The 19,756-nt window shown below is 67.5% G+C and carries 13 protein-coding genes and 1 pseudogene; 8 read left to right on the top strand and 6 right to left on the bottom strand.

What is annotated here, in order from left to right; all coding sequences use genetic code 11:
- Positions 1-152 (top strand): annotated as a pseudogene (locus C5O79_RS19395) (AI-2E family transporter); the annotation flags it as partial.
- Positions 153-302: 150 nt separating this feature from the next.
- Here C5O79_RS19395 and C5O79_RS19390 read toward each other — a convergent pair.
- The 3 genes from C5O79_RS19390 to C5O79_RS19380 all read right to left on the bottom strand — a co-directional run bounded on the left by C5O79_RS19390 (position 303) and on the right by C5O79_RS19380 (position 5,357).
- Positions 303-2,504: a glycoside hydrolase family 3 C-terminal domain-containing protein gene (locus C5O79_RS19390; RefSeq protein ID WP_122477404.1), complete on the bottom strand. Its 2,202-nt coding sequence runs from the start codon at positions 2,502-2,504 to the stop codon at positions 303-305.
- Positions 2,505-2,957: 453 nt separating this feature from the next.
- Positions 2,958-4,025, bottom strand: a complete 1,068-nt coding sequence (locus C5O79_RS19385) for a glycosyltransferase (protein ID WP_047850115.1) — start codon at positions 4,023-4,025, stop codon at positions 2,958-2,960.
- Positions 4,026-4,100: 75 nt separating this feature from the next.
- Positions 4,101-5,357 (bottom strand): oligosaccharide flippase family protein, encoded by a 1,257-nt coding sequence (locus C5O79_RS19380; protein WP_047850114.1) that lies wholly within the window; start codon positions 5,355-5,357, stop codon positions 4,101-4,103.
- A gap of 492 nt (positions 5,358-5,849) precedes the next feature.
- Between C5O79_RS19380 and C5O79_RS19375 the strand changes: the two genes are divergently transcribed.
- Positions 5,850-7,709, top strand: coding sequence for an alpha/beta hydrolase (locus C5O79_RS19375; protein WP_122475628.1), 1,860 nt, complete (start codon positions 5,850-5,852; stop codon positions 7,707-7,709).
- Positions 7,710-7,867: 158 nt separating this feature from the next.
- Here the strand turns inward: C5O79_RS19375 and C5O79_RS19370 are convergent, their stop codons facing one another.
- Positions 7,868-8,353: a hypothetical protein gene (locus C5O79_RS19370; RefSeq protein ID WP_226148554.1), complete on the bottom strand. Its 486-nt coding sequence runs from the start codon at positions 8,351-8,353 to the stop codon at positions 7,868-7,870.
- Positions 8,354-8,411: 58 nt separating this feature from the next.
- On the opposite strand from C5O79_RS19370, the gene C5O79_RS19365 reads away from it, so the two are divergent.
- From C5O79_RS19365 to C5O79_RS19345, 5 genes are all read left to right on the top strand, one after another.
- The gene (locus C5O79_RS19365) at positions 8,412-9,620 is read left to right on the top strand and encodes a polysaccharide biosynthesis/export family protein (RefSeq protein ID WP_226148553.1); all 1,209 of its coding nucleotides are present in this window, start codon (positions 8,412-8,414) and stop codon (positions 9,618-9,620) included.
- 55 nt (positions 9,621-9,675) lie between these two features.
- On the top strand, positions 9,676-11,943 hold the full coding sequence (locus C5O79_RS19360; protein WP_046547632.1) for a polysaccharide biosynthesis tyrosine autokinase: 2,268 nt from the start codon (positions 9,676-9,678) through the stop codon (positions 11,941-11,943).
- A 91-nt stretch (positions 11,944-12,034) separates the two neighbouring features.
- On the top strand, positions 12,035-13,357 hold the full coding sequence (locus tag C5O79_RS19355; RefSeq protein ID WP_163009053.1) for an oligosaccharide repeat unit polymerase: 1,323 nt from the start codon (positions 12,035-12,037) through the stop codon (positions 13,355-13,357).
- 108 nt (positions 13,358-13,465) lie between these two features.
- Complete coding sequence (locus C5O79_RS19350) at positions 13,466-14,524, top strand: acyltransferase (protein ID WP_046547634.1); 1,059 nt, start codon at positions 13,466-13,468, stop codon at positions 14,522-14,524.
- Positions 14,521-15,771, top strand: coding sequence for a right-handed parallel beta-helix repeat-containing protein (locus tag C5O79_RS19345; RefSeq protein ID WP_122475630.1), 1,251 nt, complete (start codon positions 14,521-14,523; stop codon positions 15,769-15,771). The genes C5O79_RS19350 and C5O79_RS19345 overlap by 4 nt, the downstream gene beginning before the upstream one ends.
- Positions 15,772-15,822: 51 nt before the next feature.
- Here C5O79_RS19345 and C5O79_RS19340 read toward each other — a convergent pair whose 3' ends face one another.
- Together C5O79_RS19340 and C5O79_RS19335 are read right to left on the bottom strand one after the other, a co-directional pair.
- Positions 15,823-17,403: a mannose-1-phosphate guanylyltransferase/mannose-6-phosphate isomerase gene (locus tag C5O79_RS19340; RefSeq protein ID WP_122475632.1), complete on the bottom strand. Its 1,581-nt coding sequence runs from the start codon at positions 17,401-17,403 to the stop codon at positions 15,823-15,825.
- On the bottom strand, positions 17,400-18,062 hold the full coding sequence (locus C5O79_RS19335; protein WP_081421063.1) for a drug:proton antiporter: 663 nt from the start codon (positions 18,060-18,062) through the stop codon (positions 17,400-17,402). Before C5O79_RS19335 ends, C5O79_RS19340 begins: the two co-directional genes overlap by 4 nt.
- Positions 18,063-18,266: 204 nt before the next feature.
- On the opposite strand from C5O79_RS19335, the gene C5O79_RS19330 reads away from it, so the two are divergent.
- Complete coding sequence (locus C5O79_RS19330) at positions 18,267-19,490, top strand: glycosyltransferase family 4 protein (protein WP_046548522.1); 1,224 nt, start codon at positions 18,267-18,269, stop codon at positions 19,488-19,490.
- The last annotated feature ends 266 nt before the right edge of the window (positions 19,491-19,756 follow it).

The raw sequence follows: 19,756 nt of genomic DNA, 5'->3' as shown, positions 1-19,756 counted from the left end.
GCGAGGGCGCGCTGCTCGGTGTCGCGTATGCGCTGGCCGGCGTCCCGCATGCGGCGCTGCTCGGCCTCGTCACGGCGCTCGCCGCGATGCTGCCGTTCTGCGCGCCCGTCGTGTTCTGCAGCGCGGCGCTGTGGCTGTTCGTACAGGGCGCGGCGGGGGGGGGCGGGGGGGGGGCCCCCGGGGGAGGGCCGGGCGCGGGCGGTGGGTGGCGTGGGGGTGCGGTTCGGGGGGGCGTTGGCGCTTGCGTTACACCGCCCGCGCGGGCCCCGCGGGGCCGGGCGCTTCCGTTCCTTCGCTACCGCTCAGTTCCCCTGCAACCGAATATCCCGCGACGATGCACCGACGTACACCGTTCCGCCCGGCACCACGCGCCAGCCGTTACGCGACGTATCCCACACGCTCTGCATCCGCGGCGATACGGTCACGCGTACCCGCCGCGTCTCGCCCGGATTCAGCCGGATCTTCTCCCAGCCGACCAGGCGCTTCGGCGGTTCGTCCTTGTACGGCACGCCCAGATAGACCTGCGGTGTTTCCGCGCCGGCGACGCGCCCGTCGTTACGCACCGTGAATGCGACGCTCAGTGCGCCGTCCCATTGCTTCGACACCGACAGCCCCGAATACGCGAAGTGCGTGTACGACAGCCCATAGCCGAACTCGAACATCGGCTTGATGTTGTGCGCGTCATACCAGCGATAGCCCATGTTCAGCTTTTCCGCATAGACGGGATCGTTGTCGAACGCACCGTTTTGCCCCCAGGTCGGCGAATCCTGGTCGCGTGCGGGGAACGTGACAGGCAGCTTGCCGGACGGATTGACCGCACCGAACAGCACGTTCGCGATCGCCTTGCCGCCGGCTTCGCCCGGATACCACGCCTCGACGATCGCGGAGACCTGGTCCTTCCACGGCATCAGCACCGGGTTGCCGCTCTGGACCACGACGATCGTGTGCGGATTCGCGCGGGCGACGGCTTCGATGAGCGCATCCTGGTTCGACGGGTTTGCGAGGCTCAGGCTCTGGAGATCACCGAAATCCTCGCCGGCCGGCTGCGCGACCACGACGATCGCGACGTCCGAGCGGCCCGCGAGCGCGGCGGCCTGGTCGATCTCCTGTTGCGTGTACGCGCGGAACGGCGACTGCTGGTCGGTGTTGCCCGCGAACGTGACCTGGGCGGCCGGCGCGAGCGCGCGGATCGCCGCGACGATCGGTACGTCGACCTTCAGCCACGGATTGCGCCACCAGCTGCATCCCGTCGATGACCCGAACGTCAGGCCACCGCAGCCCGCGAACGATCCCGATACGGGATCGCGCGTGTTGCCCGAGCCGCCGCCGGACAGCACGGCCGTATCGGCATGGCCGCCGATCACCGCGATGCGCGACAGCGCCGACGCGGCGAGCGGCAACTGGTTGCCGTCGTTCTTCAGCAGCACGATCGACTGCTCGGAAGCGGCCTGAGCGAACCGGTTCGCGGCCGCGAAATCGATCGTGCCGCCGCCCCTGGCCGGATCGTCCATCACGCCGACGCGGATCATCACCGCGAGCTTGCGTCGCACCATGTCGTCGAGGCGCGCGGTCGACACCGACCCGTTCGCGATGGCCTGCTTGACGGCCGCCGGTGTGAGGTACACGGTCGATCCGACGTCTTCTTCCTCGTCGAGCCCGGCATTGATCGCGGCAGCGGTGCTGTGCGTCGCGCCCCAGTCGGACTGCACCTGGCCCTGGAAGCCCCATTCGTTCTTCAGCACGTCGTTCAGCAGGTGAGGGTTCTCGCAGGCATATGCACCGTTCAGGCGGTTGTAGCTGCACATCACGCTGCCGGGCCGCCCGCGCTTCGCGGCGATCTCGAACGGCAGCAGGTAGAGCTCGCGCAGCGTGCGCTCGTCGATCTGCGTGTTGCCGCCCATCCGGCCGTGCTCCTGTTCGTTCCCGGCGTAGTGCTTGATGGTCGCGATGACTTTCTGCCGCTGCGTGGCGAGCGTGCGTTCGGCGAGCAGGTCGCCGGCCAGCAGCGGATCCTCGCCGAGATACTCGAACAGGCGGCCGCCGCGCGGCTCGCGCGCGAGGTTGGTGCCGCCACCGAGGCCCATGCCGAAGCCTTGCGCGCGCAACTGGATCGCGACCTGCTTGCCGTAGTCGTACGACAGGCGGCGATCCCAGCTCGCGGCGACGGCGATCGTCGCAGGGAATGTCGTGCTGGCCTGCGACGTGCTGCCGGAACCCGTCGCTGAATCGACCATGTTCAGGTCGGGAATGCCGAGCCGCGGCACGCCCTGGATGTAGCCGGCGCCACCGCCCGGCACTTTCGACATTTCGTATTGCGAATGAATGAATTGAAGTTTTTCGTCGAGCGTCATCTTGCGCACGAGCGAGTCAGCGCGCCGGACCGCCGCGGCGGACGCGAACGCTTCGGTCGCGTCGCCCTGCGCGTTGAAATCGGCGTCGCCGGCGTAGGCGGTGGTGCAGAGGGTCGCTGCCAGCACGACGGCCGGCCAGAGGGTGTCCCGCATGTTGCTCTCCATGATCGTATTGCCGGTTGTTCGGATGATGTCTGGAGCTGCGCACGTCCGGTGGATTCGCACCGGACGCAATTGGCTGGCGATGCTGGGTGGTTGCGCGTCGGCATGCCGGGCCAGGCGGGGAATCGTTACGGCCGGTTGGGCCCGATCGAACATCGAGGACGGCGACGCGGACCGCCCGGCGCTGCCGAATCGGATGTAGCGATTCTCTGCAGCGACCAATCGTACAAATGTAGTTTGACTACAGCATCGGTGTTTCTACCGATATGTCCGATCTTTCTTGGGTGCGGGTGCCTGGCGAAGCGGAGAGGTGGTCAACGTTCCCGATCGCGATCGTGTGACACCGTAAGAAGTACCTGAATACAGGTGTTTCGCGCGGAACGGCGGTGACGCGCGCAGTCCGGCTCGTTGCGAACGCATCGAATGGATCGGGCACGCACTTCGCTATCGGGCAGCGCGGGCCGCGGTTCGCGAATCGGTCGACGGGCGGACGCGCGCAAGCGGATTGGCGATGTAGCGAATCGCACGATCGCTGAGCGTCGATGACGGCAGCAGGCACGCGAGCGACAGTCCGCTGACGGCCAGCTTTTTGAACGGCCGCCAGAACGGATTGCGTAGCACGGTATGCCAGTAGCGATCCGAATCGGACAGGAACCAGCGCCAGCGGCGCGCGAGCGGCGCCCGGTACAGCGTGCTCGCGAAGCGCGCCTTTTCGATCGAGAAGTCGAACGGTTCGGCCGGCAGCGCTTCGTTTAGCCGCGTGCCGGCAATCGTGCGCAGCGTTGACCATCGGCGTGCGGACTTCAACGCACCGGTGGCGGCATCCTCCGCATTGGCGAACGCAAGATCGGCCGTGTCGCGGTTGACGTCGCCGGCGGCAGGGGCAGCCGGTGGATGAACGCGATAGCCGCCGAGCGTCGCATCGATCATGTGAACCGCGCCGAGCAGCGCGATCCCGTAGATCGCGTAGAAATCGGCGCCGTGCAGGTTGTCGGGTGTGACGGGCACCGGGAAGATGCGCCGGAGCGCGTCGGTCCGGTATGCGTTGCCCGACGCGGGCGGCGACGGATACAGCCAGCCCGCGCGCAGCAGGCGGCCGCAATCGGTGGCCACACCCGACTGCGGGACCGTGACGCCCGTCGCGGTGCCTTCCTGCGTGATCACGTCGAGCCGGAAGTGCACCTTCACGAAGTCGCCGGAGGCGAACGCGGTCAGCACGCGGGCAGCCGCGTCGGGGTAGAGCAGGTCGTCCGCGTCGAGCAGCAGCACATGGCGGGTCGCGACGTGCTCCAGCGCGCGGTTGTATGCGGCGACCTGGCCGCGATTCTCCTGGAAAACCGCCGCGATGCGCTCCCCGTAGGAGCGGATGATGTCGCGGGAGTCGTCGGTCGAGCCGTCGTCGACCACCAGGACGCGGACATCTTCGGCGGTCTGGGCGAGCGCGGAGTCGATCGCGGCACGCAGATAGGCGCCGTGGTTGTAGTTGCAGATTGCGATGGTCAGGTCTGCCATGAGCGGCTCCCGCATGAACTGGGTTCGGGCTTCTCGGCGCGCGTAACCCGCAGCGCGCCGTCGTGCGGCCGGAGGCTAGCGGCGCGCAATGGAGCTGCCGGGCAGCGGAATGCCGGCGCGATAGACGACCGCCGCGAGCGCGGCGGCGACTGCGGCCTCCGCGAGCAGCACGGCGGCCGCGGCACCCAGCTCCGCGAAGTACTTCGCGAGCACGGGCAGCAGCACGATGTTCAGGATACCGGACGACATCAGGATGCGCGTGAAAGCCGTTTTCATGCCGAGCGGCAGCATGGTCTGCACGCCGAACAGGTCGGTCATGCCGGCCATGAACGGGATGAACGCCATCCAGCGCAGCACATGAACCGTCGGTTCGTACGACGGGCCGTACAGGATGCGCACGGCTAGCGGCGCGCCGAAGAAAATCACGAGTGAGATGCAGAGCACCATCACGACCTGCACGACGAACAGCTTGCGCAGGAACGAGAACGCGTCGTTGCGCGCGTGCCGCATCAGGTAGCTGATGCGCGGATAGGTGGCGGCCTTCAGCGGCTGGAGCAGGCTTAGCGCCGCGCGGATCAGCTTGTCGCCGGCGGCGAAGTAGCCGGCCGCGACGTTGCCCGACACGAAGCCGAGCAGCACCGTGTTGGTCGATGCATAGAACGCGATCGACGTCGACGCGAGAAACACCTGCCAGCCGCCTTTCAGCGATTCGGCGATGTCGGCCACGCCGACGCGGACGAAGTCGATTTCGCGATGGAAGTACAGATAGACGGCCAGCGCGATCGCCGACAGCATGGGCACCGCGGCGTTGACGATCATCGCGCGATCGATGTCCTCCGGGCTGTGCACGAGCGCGAACATCGCGGGCAGGCTCAGTACGCGGCCGACGAACAGGATCACGCTGAGTGCGCGCAGCTTCTCCATCCCCTGGAAATACCAGCCGGGCGTGAAGGCGACGCCGGCCACCATGCCGAAGCCGATCAGAAGCAGGTCGCGGTCCTCGCCGAAACGCCCGATCAACAGGGTCAGCAGGACCAGCACGATGAAACAGATGAGCGCGATCCCGATCTGCGCGTACAGCGTCGCCCAGAAGATACGCGAGCGTTCGGCGCGGTCGTCGCGTGCCAGCGCGATGCGCGGCGTGGCGGTCAGATCGAAGCTATAGCTCGTGCAGTTGGTGAGATACGCGATCACCGCGAGTGAGAACGCGAGCTGGCCGTAGCCTTCGGGGCCCAGCGCGTGCGTCAGCAGCGGCGCGATCAGCAGCGGCACCGCATACATCGAAATCTGCAACGTCAGCAGCAGCAGGAAGTTTTTCTTGAGGTTTGACATTCGCTCGGTCGGCGCCGTTGGGGATCGCATGGCGGCGGGTAACGTGGTGCCGTACGGATGCGCGGCCGGTCGGCGCTGACCCGGCTGCGAGGATTCGCGACCCGTTCCGGCGTTGCCGGTGTCCACCGGCGATGCCGGCACGGCCACATCGTATGGCGGTCATGATACGGGCCGGGCAACGGGGGATTGTTCGCGAGCCTACCGTTCGCGGATTCGGTTCGCATGACGGAATGAATCGCGAAAGGGGCCGCGGCGTTGCGTCGTGTCGGTGATGAATGCATTTGTAAGCTGGCGCACCGAAGGCCGGTGGGGCCCGATGATCTAATTGGACGCATGGAATACGGCGGGCGGGCCGCGCAGGGGCGCGGCGGATGGTTGCAGCCGGTTCCTGCCAGGGCGGACCGACGGCTGGAAATGCGCCATCGCGCACTCTGGTGGAGCCGCCGGCGTGGTTGTGCACGGAAAAACAAATACCGATCCGAGGAGTACCGAGTGAAGCCGATAACGTTCGGTAGCTGCGTTGGGTGGCTGCACGAAGGACAGACGGCACAGGGCGTGATCCTGTGCGAATCGCTTGGCCATGAGGCCGCGTGGACGCACAAGCTCATGCGAGCCGTCGCGGAGCGTCTCGCCGACGCGGGCATTACGGTGTTGCGGTTCAACTACCCGTGCGCCGGCGATTCGGCCGGCGACGATCTCGACGCCGGACGGCATGCCGCCAGCATCGACAGCATTCATCGCGCGATCGACCTGTTGCGCGACGACGCCGGCGTGACTGCGCTGACGCTCGTCGGCATGCGTGCGGGCGCGTTGTTCGCGATGCTGGCCGCCGCGGGCCGGCGCACGTCGCCGCCTGTCGATGCGATGGTGGCGCTGTCGCCGGTCGTGCGCGGTCGTGCGTACCTGCGCGAGCTGACGTTCGTGCATCGTCAGTGGCTCGATACGATGCCGCCCGCGACCCGCGCCGCGCACCGCGACGAGCCGTGCATGAACGTGCTCGGGCATCGCTTCCCGGCCGAGTTAGCCGATGCGCTGAAGGCCATCGATCTGTGCGACGTCGTGCGTGATGCGCCGGCGCTGCCCGGCGCGATGCTGCTGATCCAGCCGGAGCAGGGCGACGGGCCGGCGTTGCGCGACGCACTCGTGGCGCGCGGCGTGAACGTGACCTGCGATGCGTTCCGCGAATGGCCGACGACGATGCTCGACGGCACGCGTTCGCAGTTGCCGCACGCGGCGATCGACACGCTGGTGAACTGGATCGTCGCGCGTGCACCGGGCCGCGACATTGCCGCATCCGCAGCCGGCGTTCCGACGCGCGCCGTCCATACATGGAGCGGCGAGTCGGCCGCGGCGCTCGACATGGGCGACATGACGGAGCAGGTCGTCGCGGTCGGCCCGAACCGGCTGGTCGGCGTGCTGTGCCGCCCGGCCGACACCCGGCCGCCCACGCCGGTCGGTCCGGCGCTCGTGATCGCGAATACGTCGACGAATCCGCGTAGCGGCGAAGGGCGCTTCGGCGTGCGTCTGGCCCGCACGCTGGCGCGGGCCGGCGTGACGACGTTGCGGATCGACGTGAACGGCGTGGGGGACAGCGGGCCCGACGCACCGGACGACCAGTCGGGCGTCGTGTACTCGCCGCAGGCGATCGACGACGTCGCGGCGGCCGCCGACTGGTTGCGCGCGCTGGGTCATCCGGACGTTGTCGCGGCCGGCATCTGTTCGGGTGCCTACGCGGCGTTGCATGCGGCGGTGAAAACGGCGTCGCTCGGCGGCGTGATCGCGATCAACCTCGCACGCTTCGTGTGGCCGGCCGGGCTCACGCTCGAAGCCGCGCAGAAGCAGCGGATCAATTCGGTTCGAGGCTACTGGCTGTCGTTGCGCGACTGGCGTCGCTGGAAGCGGCTCGTCCTCGAAAGGCGCGACGTGCGCCCGATCCTGCGTGCGGTGGCCGCGAACGGGATCGCACGCATCAGCGTGCCCGTGAAGAGGGTGGCCGCGCGTATCGGCTGGAAGCCGCGCGCCGGTACGCCGCGCGGCGTGATGCGCGAACTCGCGCAGCGCAACGTCCGGACGATGCTCGTCTACGGCGCGCTCGATCCCGGCATCGACGACGTCCGGCGTCACTTCGGCGCGGTCGAACACGCGTTCCGCCGCTCGCGCCACGTGCGCCTGCACTTGATGCCGCAGGTCGATCACGCGCTGTACGGCATCGCGGGAACCGCGGCCGTGATCGATCTCTGCACGCAGGTGTTGAGCGGCGACTCGGGGTGGACGGTCGGACGTGTTTCCGATCCGTCGGCACCGGACGCGGCAGGTCGGTCCTACACGAACGTGTCGGTCGGAAGTTCCTGATGAACGTCGCGCGAAGTTGGGCGGTTGGCGGGGTGCGATCCCCGTTCGTATGAAGATCGGCGTTCGGTGGGCTTGCTCACAGACGCGCCCGTCGCACCGGTGTCCAATCCCGTATCAGCGCACGCGCCGTTGCACCGGCGCATGACCGGGCGGCGGCGTCAGTCCGTGTCACCCGGCTGTGCGTAGGGCGACGTCGTGTAGGGCGATGCGTACAGCGTGCCGGTATCCCACGCACCGTCGCCGGATGCACTGGCTGCTTTCGGGCGGCCCGGCCGGCTCGGCGCGAGCGGCCGACGCAGCACGCCGCGGGCACGCGATTCCGGTTCCGTGTCGGCGCGAGGGCCGGGAGGCGCAAGGCCCGGCGCGGCGGAATCGGAGGCCGGCGTCGCGGCGCCGACCGTCGCGGTCTGCGCCGAACGCTGCCGCGGAACCGGCAGGGTCTGCGCGATCGCCGCCGGCGAGGTGAAGGCCGGCGCATCGGCCGGGTCTGGGCGCAGCGATTGTGCATCGGCGCTGCAGGCGAAGCCGGCTGACAGGATGCAAGCGAGCGACGAAAGCGAGAAGGAGCAGTTCATGACGAATCGTACGGAATGACGTGCGGTGACGAGGGAGGTGCGGCGCCGCAATGCGAGCCGCGCAGGCAAGCGTAATGCCGGAGCCCGCCGCGTTCGGCGGGTTACCGCACAGTTTTGGAAGGACATCATGTCAACGACGACGCAAAAGGAATCGATACGCGCGATGTGGCAGTGGTGCACGCGCTATCTGTCGCGCGTGGCGCTGGCGGCGACCGTATGCACACTGAGCGCGTGTGCGTTCTCACCGGGCATGACGTATCGCCCGCCGGCCGAGCGCGACGCGAATGCGCGCGTGAGCGCCGACGCATCGGGCGCGGGCGGCCTCGACGGGGTGCAGAACGTGTCGAGCGAAGACCTGATCGAGATCACGCCGGCGTTCGTCGAGCAGCATGATGCGGCACAGCATGCAAACGTCGACGCCGAGATCCGCCAGTTGTTCGGTACGCCGAAGCCCTACGTGATCGGTGCCGGCGACGTGCTGAACATCGTCGTGTGGGATCACCCCGAGCTGAACCTGCAGACGACCCAGACGACGGGCGGCGGCGATGGCGTGGGTGCCAGTTCGGTCGCGACCGGCTACACGGTGGACGCGAGCGGCAGCGTGCAGTTCGCGTACGCGGGCCTCGTGCACGTGGCGGGGCTGACCGAGGCGCAAGCGCGCGCGGTGCTGACGAAGCGGCTCGGCGAATACGTGCGCAAGCCGCAAATCGCAGTGCGCGTCCAGGCGTACCGCAGCAAGCGCGTCTATCTCGACGGCGAAGTGCGTACCCCGGGGCTGCAGATCGTCAACGACATGCCGATGACGCTGCCCGAGGCGATCGATCGCGCAGGCGGCTTCACCGCGACGGCCGACCGCTCGCAGGTGTCGGTGACGCGCGGCGACAAGACCGTGATGGTGAGCCTGCCGGCCATGCTGGCCGCGGGCATCAATCCGACGAACATCCTGCTGCGCGACGGCGACCTGGTGCGGGTGCGCGCGGCGAACGACAGCAAGGTATTCGTGCTCGGTGAGGTGTCGCGTCCGGCGACGCTCACGCTGACCGACGGCCGCATGAGCCTCGGCGAAGCGCTCGGCGACACGGGCGGCGTCAGCCAGTACACGGCCGATGCGCGTCAGGTGTTCGTGGTACGGCGCGGGCCCGGCAACCGGCCGCAGGTCTATCACCTTGATGGGCGTTCGCCGGCCTCGTTCGCTCTCGCCGACCGTTTTCCGCTCGAGCGTCGCGACGTGGTGTTCGTCGATGCGTCGTCGCTGGTGCGCTGGAGCCGCGTCGTCAACCTGCTGATTCCGTCGTCCGCGCAGGGTGCGCTGACGGCCAAGGCCATTTCGCCGTGAACCTCGCGACGGATCGCGCAATTGCGATGCGTAGCGTCTACGGGACCGATCCTGTATGAACGCCCAGACTCTCCCTGACCCGCACGACGGGCCCGCGCTGCGGCCGTCCTATCCGTATCGCCGCTACTGGGCCATGCTCGTTGGCGGCCGGCGGCTAATCCTGTGCACGGCGCTCGCCGGCGCGCTGGCCGGGGCCCTCTATGCGCTCTGCGCGCGCCCGGTTTACCGGACCGATATCCTGTTCCAGGTCGAGCAGAGCCCGACCGAGTCGAAAACGAACTCGCCGCCGGGCGACCCGTCGTCGGTGTTTGACCTGAAGACCGATGCGTCGACCGAGATCGAGGTGTTGAAATCGCGCGCGGTAATGGCGCGTGCGGTCGACGATACCAACCTGGCCATCGATGCGCGGCCGCACTACCTGCCGGTCATCGGCTGGCGGTTCGTGAACGCGGCCGACGGGTTGTCGTCGCCGCTGCCGGGCGGCTATGTGTACGGCACGGAGCGCATCGACGTCCCGACCTTCGACGTGCCGAAACGTTTCGTCGGTAAGCGTTTCGCACTCGTCGTCGGCAACGGCGGCACGTATACGCTGCAGCGCACGGGGTTGCTCGGCAGGACCGGGCCAGTCTGGCAGGGCAGGATCGGCCAGCCGCTGCACGCCGAGACGCCGCAGGGGCCGCTCGACGTATTCGTGCGCGACCTAGCGGGCGAGCCCGGCGCACGCTTCGACCTCACGCGCTACGGCGACGAAGAGGCGACCACGTGGCTGCAGAAGAACGCGCTGATCTCGGAGCGCGGCAAGCAGTCGAACATGATCGGCGTGACGCTCGACGGCCCCGATCCCGTGCACGACAGCCGCGTGCTGAATGCGGTTGGCGACGCGTATCTGGCGCAGAACACGCAGCGCAAGTCCGAAGCGGCCGACAAACTGATCCGCTTCATGGATGCGCAGCTGCCGCAGTTGAAGGCGCAGCTCGAAAAGGCCGAAAGCCGCTTCAATGCGTTCCGCGCGTCGCACGGCACGGTCAATACCAGCGACGAAGGGCTCGCGCTGCGTCAGCAGTCGGTCGACATCGAGACGCGCGTGCAGACACTCCAGCAGCGCCGCGAGGAACTGCTGACACGGTTCATGCCCAAGCATCCGGCCGTCGTGGCGGTCGACGCGCAGCTCGCCGACGCGCAGCATTCGCTCGACACCGTGCGCAAGCAGATCCAGCAGTTGCCGACCGTCGAGCAGGGCGTGCTGCAACTGCAGCGCGACGTGGCCGTCGATACCGCGCTCTACACGAACCTGCTCAACACGCGTCAGCAGATGATCCTCGCGCGGGCCAGCAAGACAGGTACCGTGCGGATCGTCGACGCGGCGAAGATCGCGGAGACGCCCACCGGGCCGCATCGCGGGATGGCCGTGATCGCGTCGCTGCTCCTCGGCCTGCTGGCGGGCGCCGCGTTCGTGATTGTGCGGCAGCGGGTTGCCGGCACGATCGGCGATGCCGAGGAAATCGAATGGTCGACAGGCTTGCCGGTGTTCGCGGCGGTGCCGCACAGCCCACTGTCCGAACCGATCGTGCCGCGGTCAAAGGCCGCGCGGCGGCGCGCCGGGAGCAAGCCGGCACTGCCGATGGCGCCGGACGGCCCGGCGCTCGAAAGCCTGCGTAATTTCCGCACGGCGCTGCAACTGGCGATGGCAGACGCTCCGAACCGCGTCGTGCTGATCTCGGGGCCGACGACGGGTGTCGGCAAGTCGTTCGTCGCGGCGAATCTCGCGTCGCTGGTAGGAGCCGCGAAGCGACGCGTGCTGCTGATCGACGCGGACTTGCGCAAGGGCTCGCTGCACGAGCGGTTTCGCTTCAGCCGCGCGCCGGGCCTGTCGGACGTCGTGAGCGGCACGCACGGGTTCGATCAGGCAATCAAGCGCGAAGCGATGCGCGGCCTCGATTTCATGCCGATGGGCAACGTCGTGCCCGATCCGGGTGAATTGCTGCTTCAGCCGGCGTTCGCCGAACTGATCGAGCAAGTCGCGTCGCGCTATGAGATGGTCGTGATCGACGGTCCGCCGCTGCTGCCCGTGGCTGACGCGCTGGTGCTGGGACGCCTGGCCGGAACCGTGTTCCTCGTCGCGCGCAGCGGTGTGACGACGCTGACGGAACTCGACGAAAGCGCGCGACGGCTCGAAAACGCGCAAATCGCCGTACGCGGCGTCATCCTGAACGACTTCAAGGGCGCGCCGGGACGTTATGCCTACGGTTACACGGATGCGAACACCCATCAGGCGGCATCCGGCTACGCAGACGTGATGGGTGCGCGCGGCCCGGCCGGCTGAGCGGCGAGCGCGCGGCGCCGCGCGGCAAGCTGCACACAGGCGAAGCAATGGAACGGACATCATGAACAAACGAGTGGCTGCCCGCTCGCGCATGCGGCAGCGGCGGCCTGAGATGCGCCGCGAGGCGGTTCGCGTGGGACGCGCGGCCGGATACGCGGGTTACTGGTGGGAAGATCCGGCACGACTCGTGCTGCTCTTCATTCTGCCGTTGTACGCGCTGCTGTCGATGAGCCTGCTCGGCGACCAGAAGTCGATTGCGCGCGTCTATTTCGACGGATATTCAGCGTTCGCGGGCGGCCTGTTCCTGTTGGTGCTGACGGCCGCCGCGTGGGTTGCGGCGACCGATGCGCAGGTCCGGCGGGTGCCGGACGACGGGCCGGCGGAGCTGTCGCCGCGCGTGCTCGATTTCGTGTTCGCGCTCGCGCTGTTCGGCTATCTCGTGATGATGAGCGGCGTGCTCGCGCATCCGGCCGTCCTGCTGCAGTTCCTTACCGGCACGGCAAACACGTTCGAACTGATCGAACTGAAAGGGCGCGTCACGGGCCTGAGTTCGTTCACGCAGGCGACGGCGCCGTTCGTCGCGCTGTATTTCTACGTGTTCAGGACGCCGGTCAAGGGCTTCAATCGCTACAAGGCATACCTGGCCTTACTGGTCGTGCTGACGCTGTTGCGCAGCTTCATCTTCGCGGAGCGGCTCGCGGTCATCGAGATCGCATTGCCGTTCGCATTGATGGTCGTGCGGTTCCGGCTCGGCCGCAAGCGGTTGCGACTGCTTGCGCTCGGGCCGTATGCGGCGATTCCGCTGCTGCTCGGCCTGTTCATCGTGAACGAATACAACCGGTCGTGGGAAACCTACTACATCAACATCTACGACAACATCTTCGATTTCGCAGTCGAACGCCTGGGCCTGTACTACTCGACGTCGCTGAACAATGGCGCCGGGATCCTCAACGTACTCGGTTGGGGCAACGGGCATCCGATGTTCACGTTCGACTGGCTGCTGCATTTTCCGGTGATCGGCGCAACGCTCCAGCCGTGGCTCGACTCGGGCGACAGTGTCGACCTGTTCCTGAACAGCTATGCCGATCCCGAGTTCAACAATCCGTCGGGCATTTTCGTCCACTTCTACGAATGGGGCTGGTTTGGTCTGCTGAACGCGGCGTTCGCCGGCTGGGTGTTCGGGCGAGGCTATGCAGGATGGCGGAGCGGAAGCGGATTCTGGTGCTGTGCGCACGCGGTGCTCTATGTGTCGCTGATGGAAATCCTGCGGATTCCGAACCTGTTTAGCGGCCGGGACTTCGTGCCGGTCGTGCTGCTGATCGTCGTGTTCGGATGGTTCGTGAAGCGGCCGGAACGTGAATCGACCGCTGCCGCGCGCGGGGTCGCGAACCGGCATGCGCCCGACATCGGCTAACTGTCGTCCAGCCCACAATCTTTCGAGGCCGGCATGCATAAAGTGGGGCCTCTCACGATCACTCGCCATGCATGCTGGCCCTGAAGGGGCAGCCGCTTGGACCGCCACATGACTACGACTGCACGCGAAACCAGCCTCGACGTCGCCCGCGGCGCGGGGATCACTCTTGTCGTCTACGGGCACGTATTGCGCGGCGCCGTCTCGTCGGGCCTCGTGCCGGCCGGCGCGTCCGAGACCGTGTTGGCCTGGGTCGACTACGTGATCTACACGTTTCACATGCCGCTGTTCTTCTTCCTGTCCGGGCTGCACGTATGCAGCTCGTTGCGCGCTGCGCCGCAACGGTTCATGGGGGCGAAAGTACGCACGATCGTCTATCCGTACCTGCTGTGGTCGGTCCTGCAAGGCGGCGTGCAGATTGCGATGGCATCGCACGGGACCAATCATCCGTTCTCGGTCGGCGATCTGCTGGCGATTGGCTGGCGGCCGTTCGCGCAGTTCTGGTTCCTGTACGCGCTGATGCTTTGCATGACCGGCGCATGGTTGCTTGCACGATGGGTGCCTGCATTCCCGCAGACGCCGATGCCACCGCGCGTCCGCGGCGCGCTCACGGCAAGCGCAGTGCTTGGGCTCGCGATCGGCGCGGCGACGCAGTGGGGCATCGGGTCGACCACACTGATGAACTGGCCGTTCTTCGTGGCCGGTGTCGTCGCGTCGCGTGCGTTGCCCGGCTGGCTCGAACGCAACAGTCATCCGGCGGCGTGCGCGCTGGCGGCGGCGGGCTTCATCGTGGCGGTCGCCTTCGCGCACGGCGTCGGGAACGCAACGAGTGTCTGGGCCGTTCCCGCCGCGTTCGCCGGCATCGCGCTGATGCTGCAGTTGGCATATCGCCATGCAGCGTCGTCCGCGCGTGCCGGCTGGCTCGCGGCGATCGGGTACGCATCGATGCCGATCTACCTGATGCACATTCTGGTGATGGCCGGCGTGCGCATTGTGTTGATGCGCGCCGGCGTCGGCAGTCTCGCGACGCACCTCGCGATCGGCACGCTTGCCGGCGTGGCGGTGCCGATGGCGGCTTACCTGATCGCGCTGCGCACGGGCACCGCGCGCGTCGCAGGATTCCCGGCCTGGCCGGGTCGTGGAGCGGCCGTGCGGCCGCAACCCGCATGACCGGACGCCGACGCCTTTCCCGTCTTTGCTGCGCGATGCTCGGCATGTGGATGAGCACCGGTTCCGCGGACGCGGCATACGCGGAGAAGGTGGCCCATGCGCCTCAGGCGGCGCAGGTGACGATCCGCGCGACCGTGCCGGATGCCCATGTCACCCCGGCGTCCGACGGCGACGATCAGGCCGACGCACTGCAACGCGCGCTGGACGGGCTGCAGCCGGGCCAGCGACTCGTGTTCGCGCCGGGGCGCTACGTCGTCGGCCGCTCGCTCGTCGTTCGGCAAGCGCAGGTCGTGCTGTCGGGCTACGGCGCGACGCTGAGTGCGACCGTGCCGGACGACCAGACGATCGAAATGCGCGGCACGGGCACGACGATTGCCGGATTCCGGCTGGCGGGAACGGGCTCGACGCGAATGGGCACACCCAGGTCGACCAAGATCGAAGTGACGGGGCGCGACGTACAGGTGCTCGACAACGCGATCGTCGGCGGTGGAGGCGGCATTTTCGTGTTCGGCGGATCGGATATTGCGATTGTCGGCAACGAGGTGCAGGCGACGCTGGCGGACGGCATCCACATCACGCACGGTGCACGCAATGTGCTCGTGCGGGGCAACGTCGTGCGCGGCACCGGCGACGACATGATTGCCGTGGTGAGCTATCAGGGCGACGGCGTGCTCAGCCGCAACGTGCTGATCGCCGACAACTCGCTCGAGGGCAATGCGTGGGGGCGCGGCATCACGGTGGTGGGCGGAGCAGACGTGACGATCGCGAACAATGTCGTGCGCAACGTGCAGGTGAGTGCGGGCATTCTCGTCGCACAGGAGGACAGTTCACGGACCTACGGGGCGTCTGGCGTGCTGGTCGAGAACAACGAGATTTCCGATATCCAGACCGCGGCCGGCCGCACCGATCCGCGCCCGCTGACCGAGCAGGCCGCGATCGACGTCAGTACGTGGTCGGGCTCGGTGACGCGCGTGGTCGTAATCGGCAACCGTGTGTCGCGCGCGCGGTTTGCCGGCATTCGCGTGTGGGGAAACGTGTCGCAGTACCGGATCGTGGATAACCGGTTGTCCGCGATCGGCGGGGAGCCGGTGCAGGTGGGCGGGGGCGGAGGCTGTCCCCCCGGCGGCACGAATGCCGCGCAGTGCAGGCTGCCGGTCGCGCAGCCCGCGTCGATCGACGCGGTCGGGGCCGATACGTCGGCGTTGCCGCAAGTGCGCGAAGCGCTCAGGCAGGCGCGCCCGCGGTAGCGCGGCATCGACCGACGAATCGATGCACGCGCCGGCGTGCGCGGCACGCGATTACCGCACGACGTCTCCCTCTACCACCGGCACGTGCGGTTCCCGTGCAGTGAGCGGGACCGCCTGCTGTTCCGGCAGCGTGTCGACGACCGGGCGCCCGTACTGGTCGTCGAAGCGCACGATATCGTCTTCGCCGAGATAGTTGCCCGATTGAACTTCGATGATTTCGAGCGGAATGCGGCCGGGATTCTCGAGGCGGTGGACCTCGCCGACGGCGATATACGTCGACTCGTTCTCGCTGAGCAGAAAGGTCTCGTTGCCGCGCGTCACCTTCGCGGTGCCGCGCACGACGATCCAGTGCTCGGCGCGGTGATAGTGCATCTGCAGCGACAGCCGCTTGCCCGGTTCGACGACGATCCGCTTCACCTGGAACCGCTCGCCGAGATCGATCGAATCGTAGTGCCCCCACGGACGCTGCACCTTGCGGTGTTCGCTCGCCTGCGGGCGCCGGTCGCTCTTCAGGCGCGCGACGATGTTCTTCACGCGCTGCACGTCGTGCCTGTTCGCGACGAGCACCGCGTCGGGCGTTTCGATCACGACGACATCCTTCATCCCGACGCACGCGACGAGACGGCCTTCCGAACGCACGAGGCTGTCCTGCGTGTCCTCGAACACGATCGGGCCGCGGGCGACGTTGCCCTGGTCGTCCTTCGGCATGATTTCCCAGATCGCATCCCACGTGCCGACGTCCGACCAGCCGGCCGAGAGCGGCACCACGATGCCTTCGATGCCGAGTTCGCTGCTGTCGGCCAGGCGCTCCATGACCGCATAGTCGATCGAGTCGGACGGGCAGGCGTCGAACGCCGCGGCGTCGATCCGGAAGAAGGGATCGTCGGCGACGCCCGCGCGCCACGCCGACTCGCAGGCCGCATGGATTTCGGGCGCCAGCGCGTGAATCGCCTTCAGCCAGACCGATGCGCGTGTAACGAAAATGCCGCTGTTCCACCAGTAGTCGCCCGACTGCAGGTAGCGCTCGGCGAGCGCCGCGTCGGGTTTCTCGACGAAGCGTCCGATCGAATAACCGCCTTCTCCGCCGTGGCGGCTCGTCCGCGGCTCGCCGACCCGGATATAGCCGTAGCCCGTTTCCGCGCGGCGAGGCAGCACACCGAGCGTCACGATCGCGCCCTCTTGCGCATAACGAGCCGCGCGCGCGATCGCATCCTGGAACGCGCCGACATCGGCGATCGCGTGATCGGCCGGCATCACCGCGAGCACGGGGTCGTCCTCGAACACGCTGGCGTCGAGCGCGGCAAGCGTGAGCGCCGGTGCCGTGTTGCGCGCAGCGGGTTCGAGCAGGATACGGGCGGGCGCCGCACGGTCGACCACTTGCGCGGCGCTCATGATGCGATGCTGTTCGCCGCACACCAGCAACAGCTTGTCGCCCAGCACCGCGTTCGCAATGCCGTTCAGGCGGCGCGCCGTCGCGGACAACGGCGATTCGTTCGAGGTCAGCTCGATCAGCTGCTTCGGAAACTGTTCGCGCGACAGCGGCCAGAGGCGCGTGCCGGAGCCGCCGGCGAGGATGACCGGCAGGATGCGTGGAAGGTCGGGTGCGGGAACCGGGCGTAGGGTGCGTGTCATCGATTGGCTCCGGTATCGGCGGGCAGCCGGTTGTGCACGCGTCCGTCGGCACGCGCGTCTTCGTTCCTGGGCCGGGTCGTCGAAACGGTCCGGGACAGCAGTTGGCGCAGCGCGCCGGCGGTGCGGTCGGCCGGCCGGATCATGCCGACGAACGGTGCACCTTGCTCGAGATACGGTCCGTACGCCTTGCGGAATCCGAAACGTTTGTAGAACGCCTGGCGCGGCGCGGGAACGTGCATGCGCAGCGCGGCGTCCGGCCATGCGGCCAGTGCGGCGGTCAGTGCACGTTCGAGCAGGTGTTCGAGCGTATCGCCGTCGCGGCACGCTTCGCTCGTCAATACCTTGTCGATCACGACGTCCGGATCGATGTCGTCGCCGGGCAGGAGTCGTGCGTAGGCCGCGACTTCCGCCGCGTCGCCGTTGCGCACGGTTGCATAGACGTGCAATGCGCCGGCGTCCTTGCCGTCGATGTCGAGATGAGTATGCGCATCCTCGACGACCAGCACGGTGTTGCGTGCGCGCAGGATTGCATAGAGATCGACGGCGCTCAGATGTTCGAATTCACAACAATGCCATTCCATGATGCGGTCCTCGTGTGAAACCTTCAGCACGCCATGTCGCACGGATACGTTCGTCCAGTGCGAAGCGGCGATGATCATGATGCGGATGCGGCGCGCGCCGGTCTGTTCGAAAGCTTACCCATGCTCGGGGTTCGCCCGAGCGAGGCGTCATGTGCCGACAGCGCCGTAATGTCCGCTAGCACACATCGGCGGTGCCGGTGCTTTCCGATAATTGCCATGGCGTGGTGGCCGCGTTGCGCGGCTCATCCCTGTCGAACGCCAATGGAGAATCGGGAGCGGTACTTGAAGATTGCAATCGTTCACGACTGGCTGGTCGTGCCTGGCGGTGCCGAACGCGTGCTGGCGCACATGATCGACTGCTTTCCGCAGGCCGATGTCTACAGCCTCGTCGATTTCCTCGAGGATCGGGACTGCCTGCGCGGCCGCGCGGTGCGCACGTCCTTCATCCAGAAGCTGCCGTTCGCGCGCACGCGCTACCGCAGCTACCTGCCGTTGTTTCCGCTGGCCATCGAACAGTTCGACCTGTCGGCGTACGATGTCGTGCTGTCGAGCTCGTATGCGGTTGCGAAGGGCGTGCTCAGCGGCCCGGACCAGTTCCACGCCAGCTACGTGCATTCGCCGGTGCGCTATGCGTGGGACCTGCAACACCAGTACCTGAACGAGGCCGGCCTCGCACGCGGGCCAAAATCGGTCATCGCGCGTGCGCTCCTGCATTACATCCGCAACTGGGATGCGCGTTCGGCGAACGGCGTCGATCGCGTGGCCGCCAATTCGCACTTCATCGCACGCCGCATCCGCAAGACTTACCGGCGCGATGCGACCGTGATCTATCCGCCGGTCGACGTCGACCACCTGTCGCTGCGCCCGGACAAGGAGGCGTTCTACCTGACCGCGTCGCGGCTCGTGCCGTACAAGCGGATCGACCTGATCGTCGACGCGTTCTCGCGTACGCCGGAACGCCGCCTCGTCGTGATCGGCGACGGGCCGGAGATGGAGAAGATCCGCGCGCTGGCCGGGCCGAACGTCACGCTGCTCGGTTACCAGCCGTTCGACGTGCTGCACGACCACCTGCAGCGTGCGCGCGCATTCGTGTTCGCCGCGGAAGAGGATTTCGGCATTTCGCCGGTCGAGGCGCAGGCATGCGGCACGCCCGTGATCGCGTACGGGAAGGGCGGCGTGCGCGAGTCGGTGCGGGCGTGGCCCGGCGCCGGCGCAACGGGCCTGTTCTACCGCGCGCAGACGGTCGATGCACTGGTCGATGCGCTTGCCCGATTCGAAGCGCTGCCGCGCGGGGCGATCGATCCGCACGCGTGTCGCGCGAATGCCGAGTTCTTCAGTTCGGCGCGCTTTCGGGACGCGTTCACGCGCTTCGTGATGGATGGCTATGCTGCGTTGCAGGAGGAGATGGCCGGTCCCGCCGGTTTCACGCCGCACGGCGATGCGTCGATCGAGGGCGGCATGGGCGATCTGCGGGATCGGGAGGGCGAGACGGCGCTGCGAACCTGAGCGGCGATCGTGCGGGTTGATTACGGAGTGTAACCGCCGGGCGGCCCGTGCACCGTGCCGGGACGACGCCGCCGGCCGGCGGCGCGCACGATTATGCGGCGTGTGACGTGCGGTGCCGGTTTTTTGAAAGGATTTCGGTGAAAATCACGCGCAATCGAGGGAGCCGATCTGGCGGAAATGTAGTATTTGGCACTGATTGACGCGAATGTTGAGAGAGAATCAAATCTCAGTAGCCAAAGGTGTGTCGCGCGGGGCGACCGGCTGCG

This window comes from Burkholderia sp. SRS-25, from assembly GCF_004343765.1.
In the GTDB taxonomy this organism is placed as follows: Bacteria; Pseudomonadota; Gammaproteobacteria; order Burkholderiales; family Burkholderiaceae; genus Burkholderia; species Burkholderia contaminans.
The sequence above is the reverse complement of the archived record's forward strand: the minus strand, read 5'-3'. Positions and strand labels throughout refer to the sequence as shown.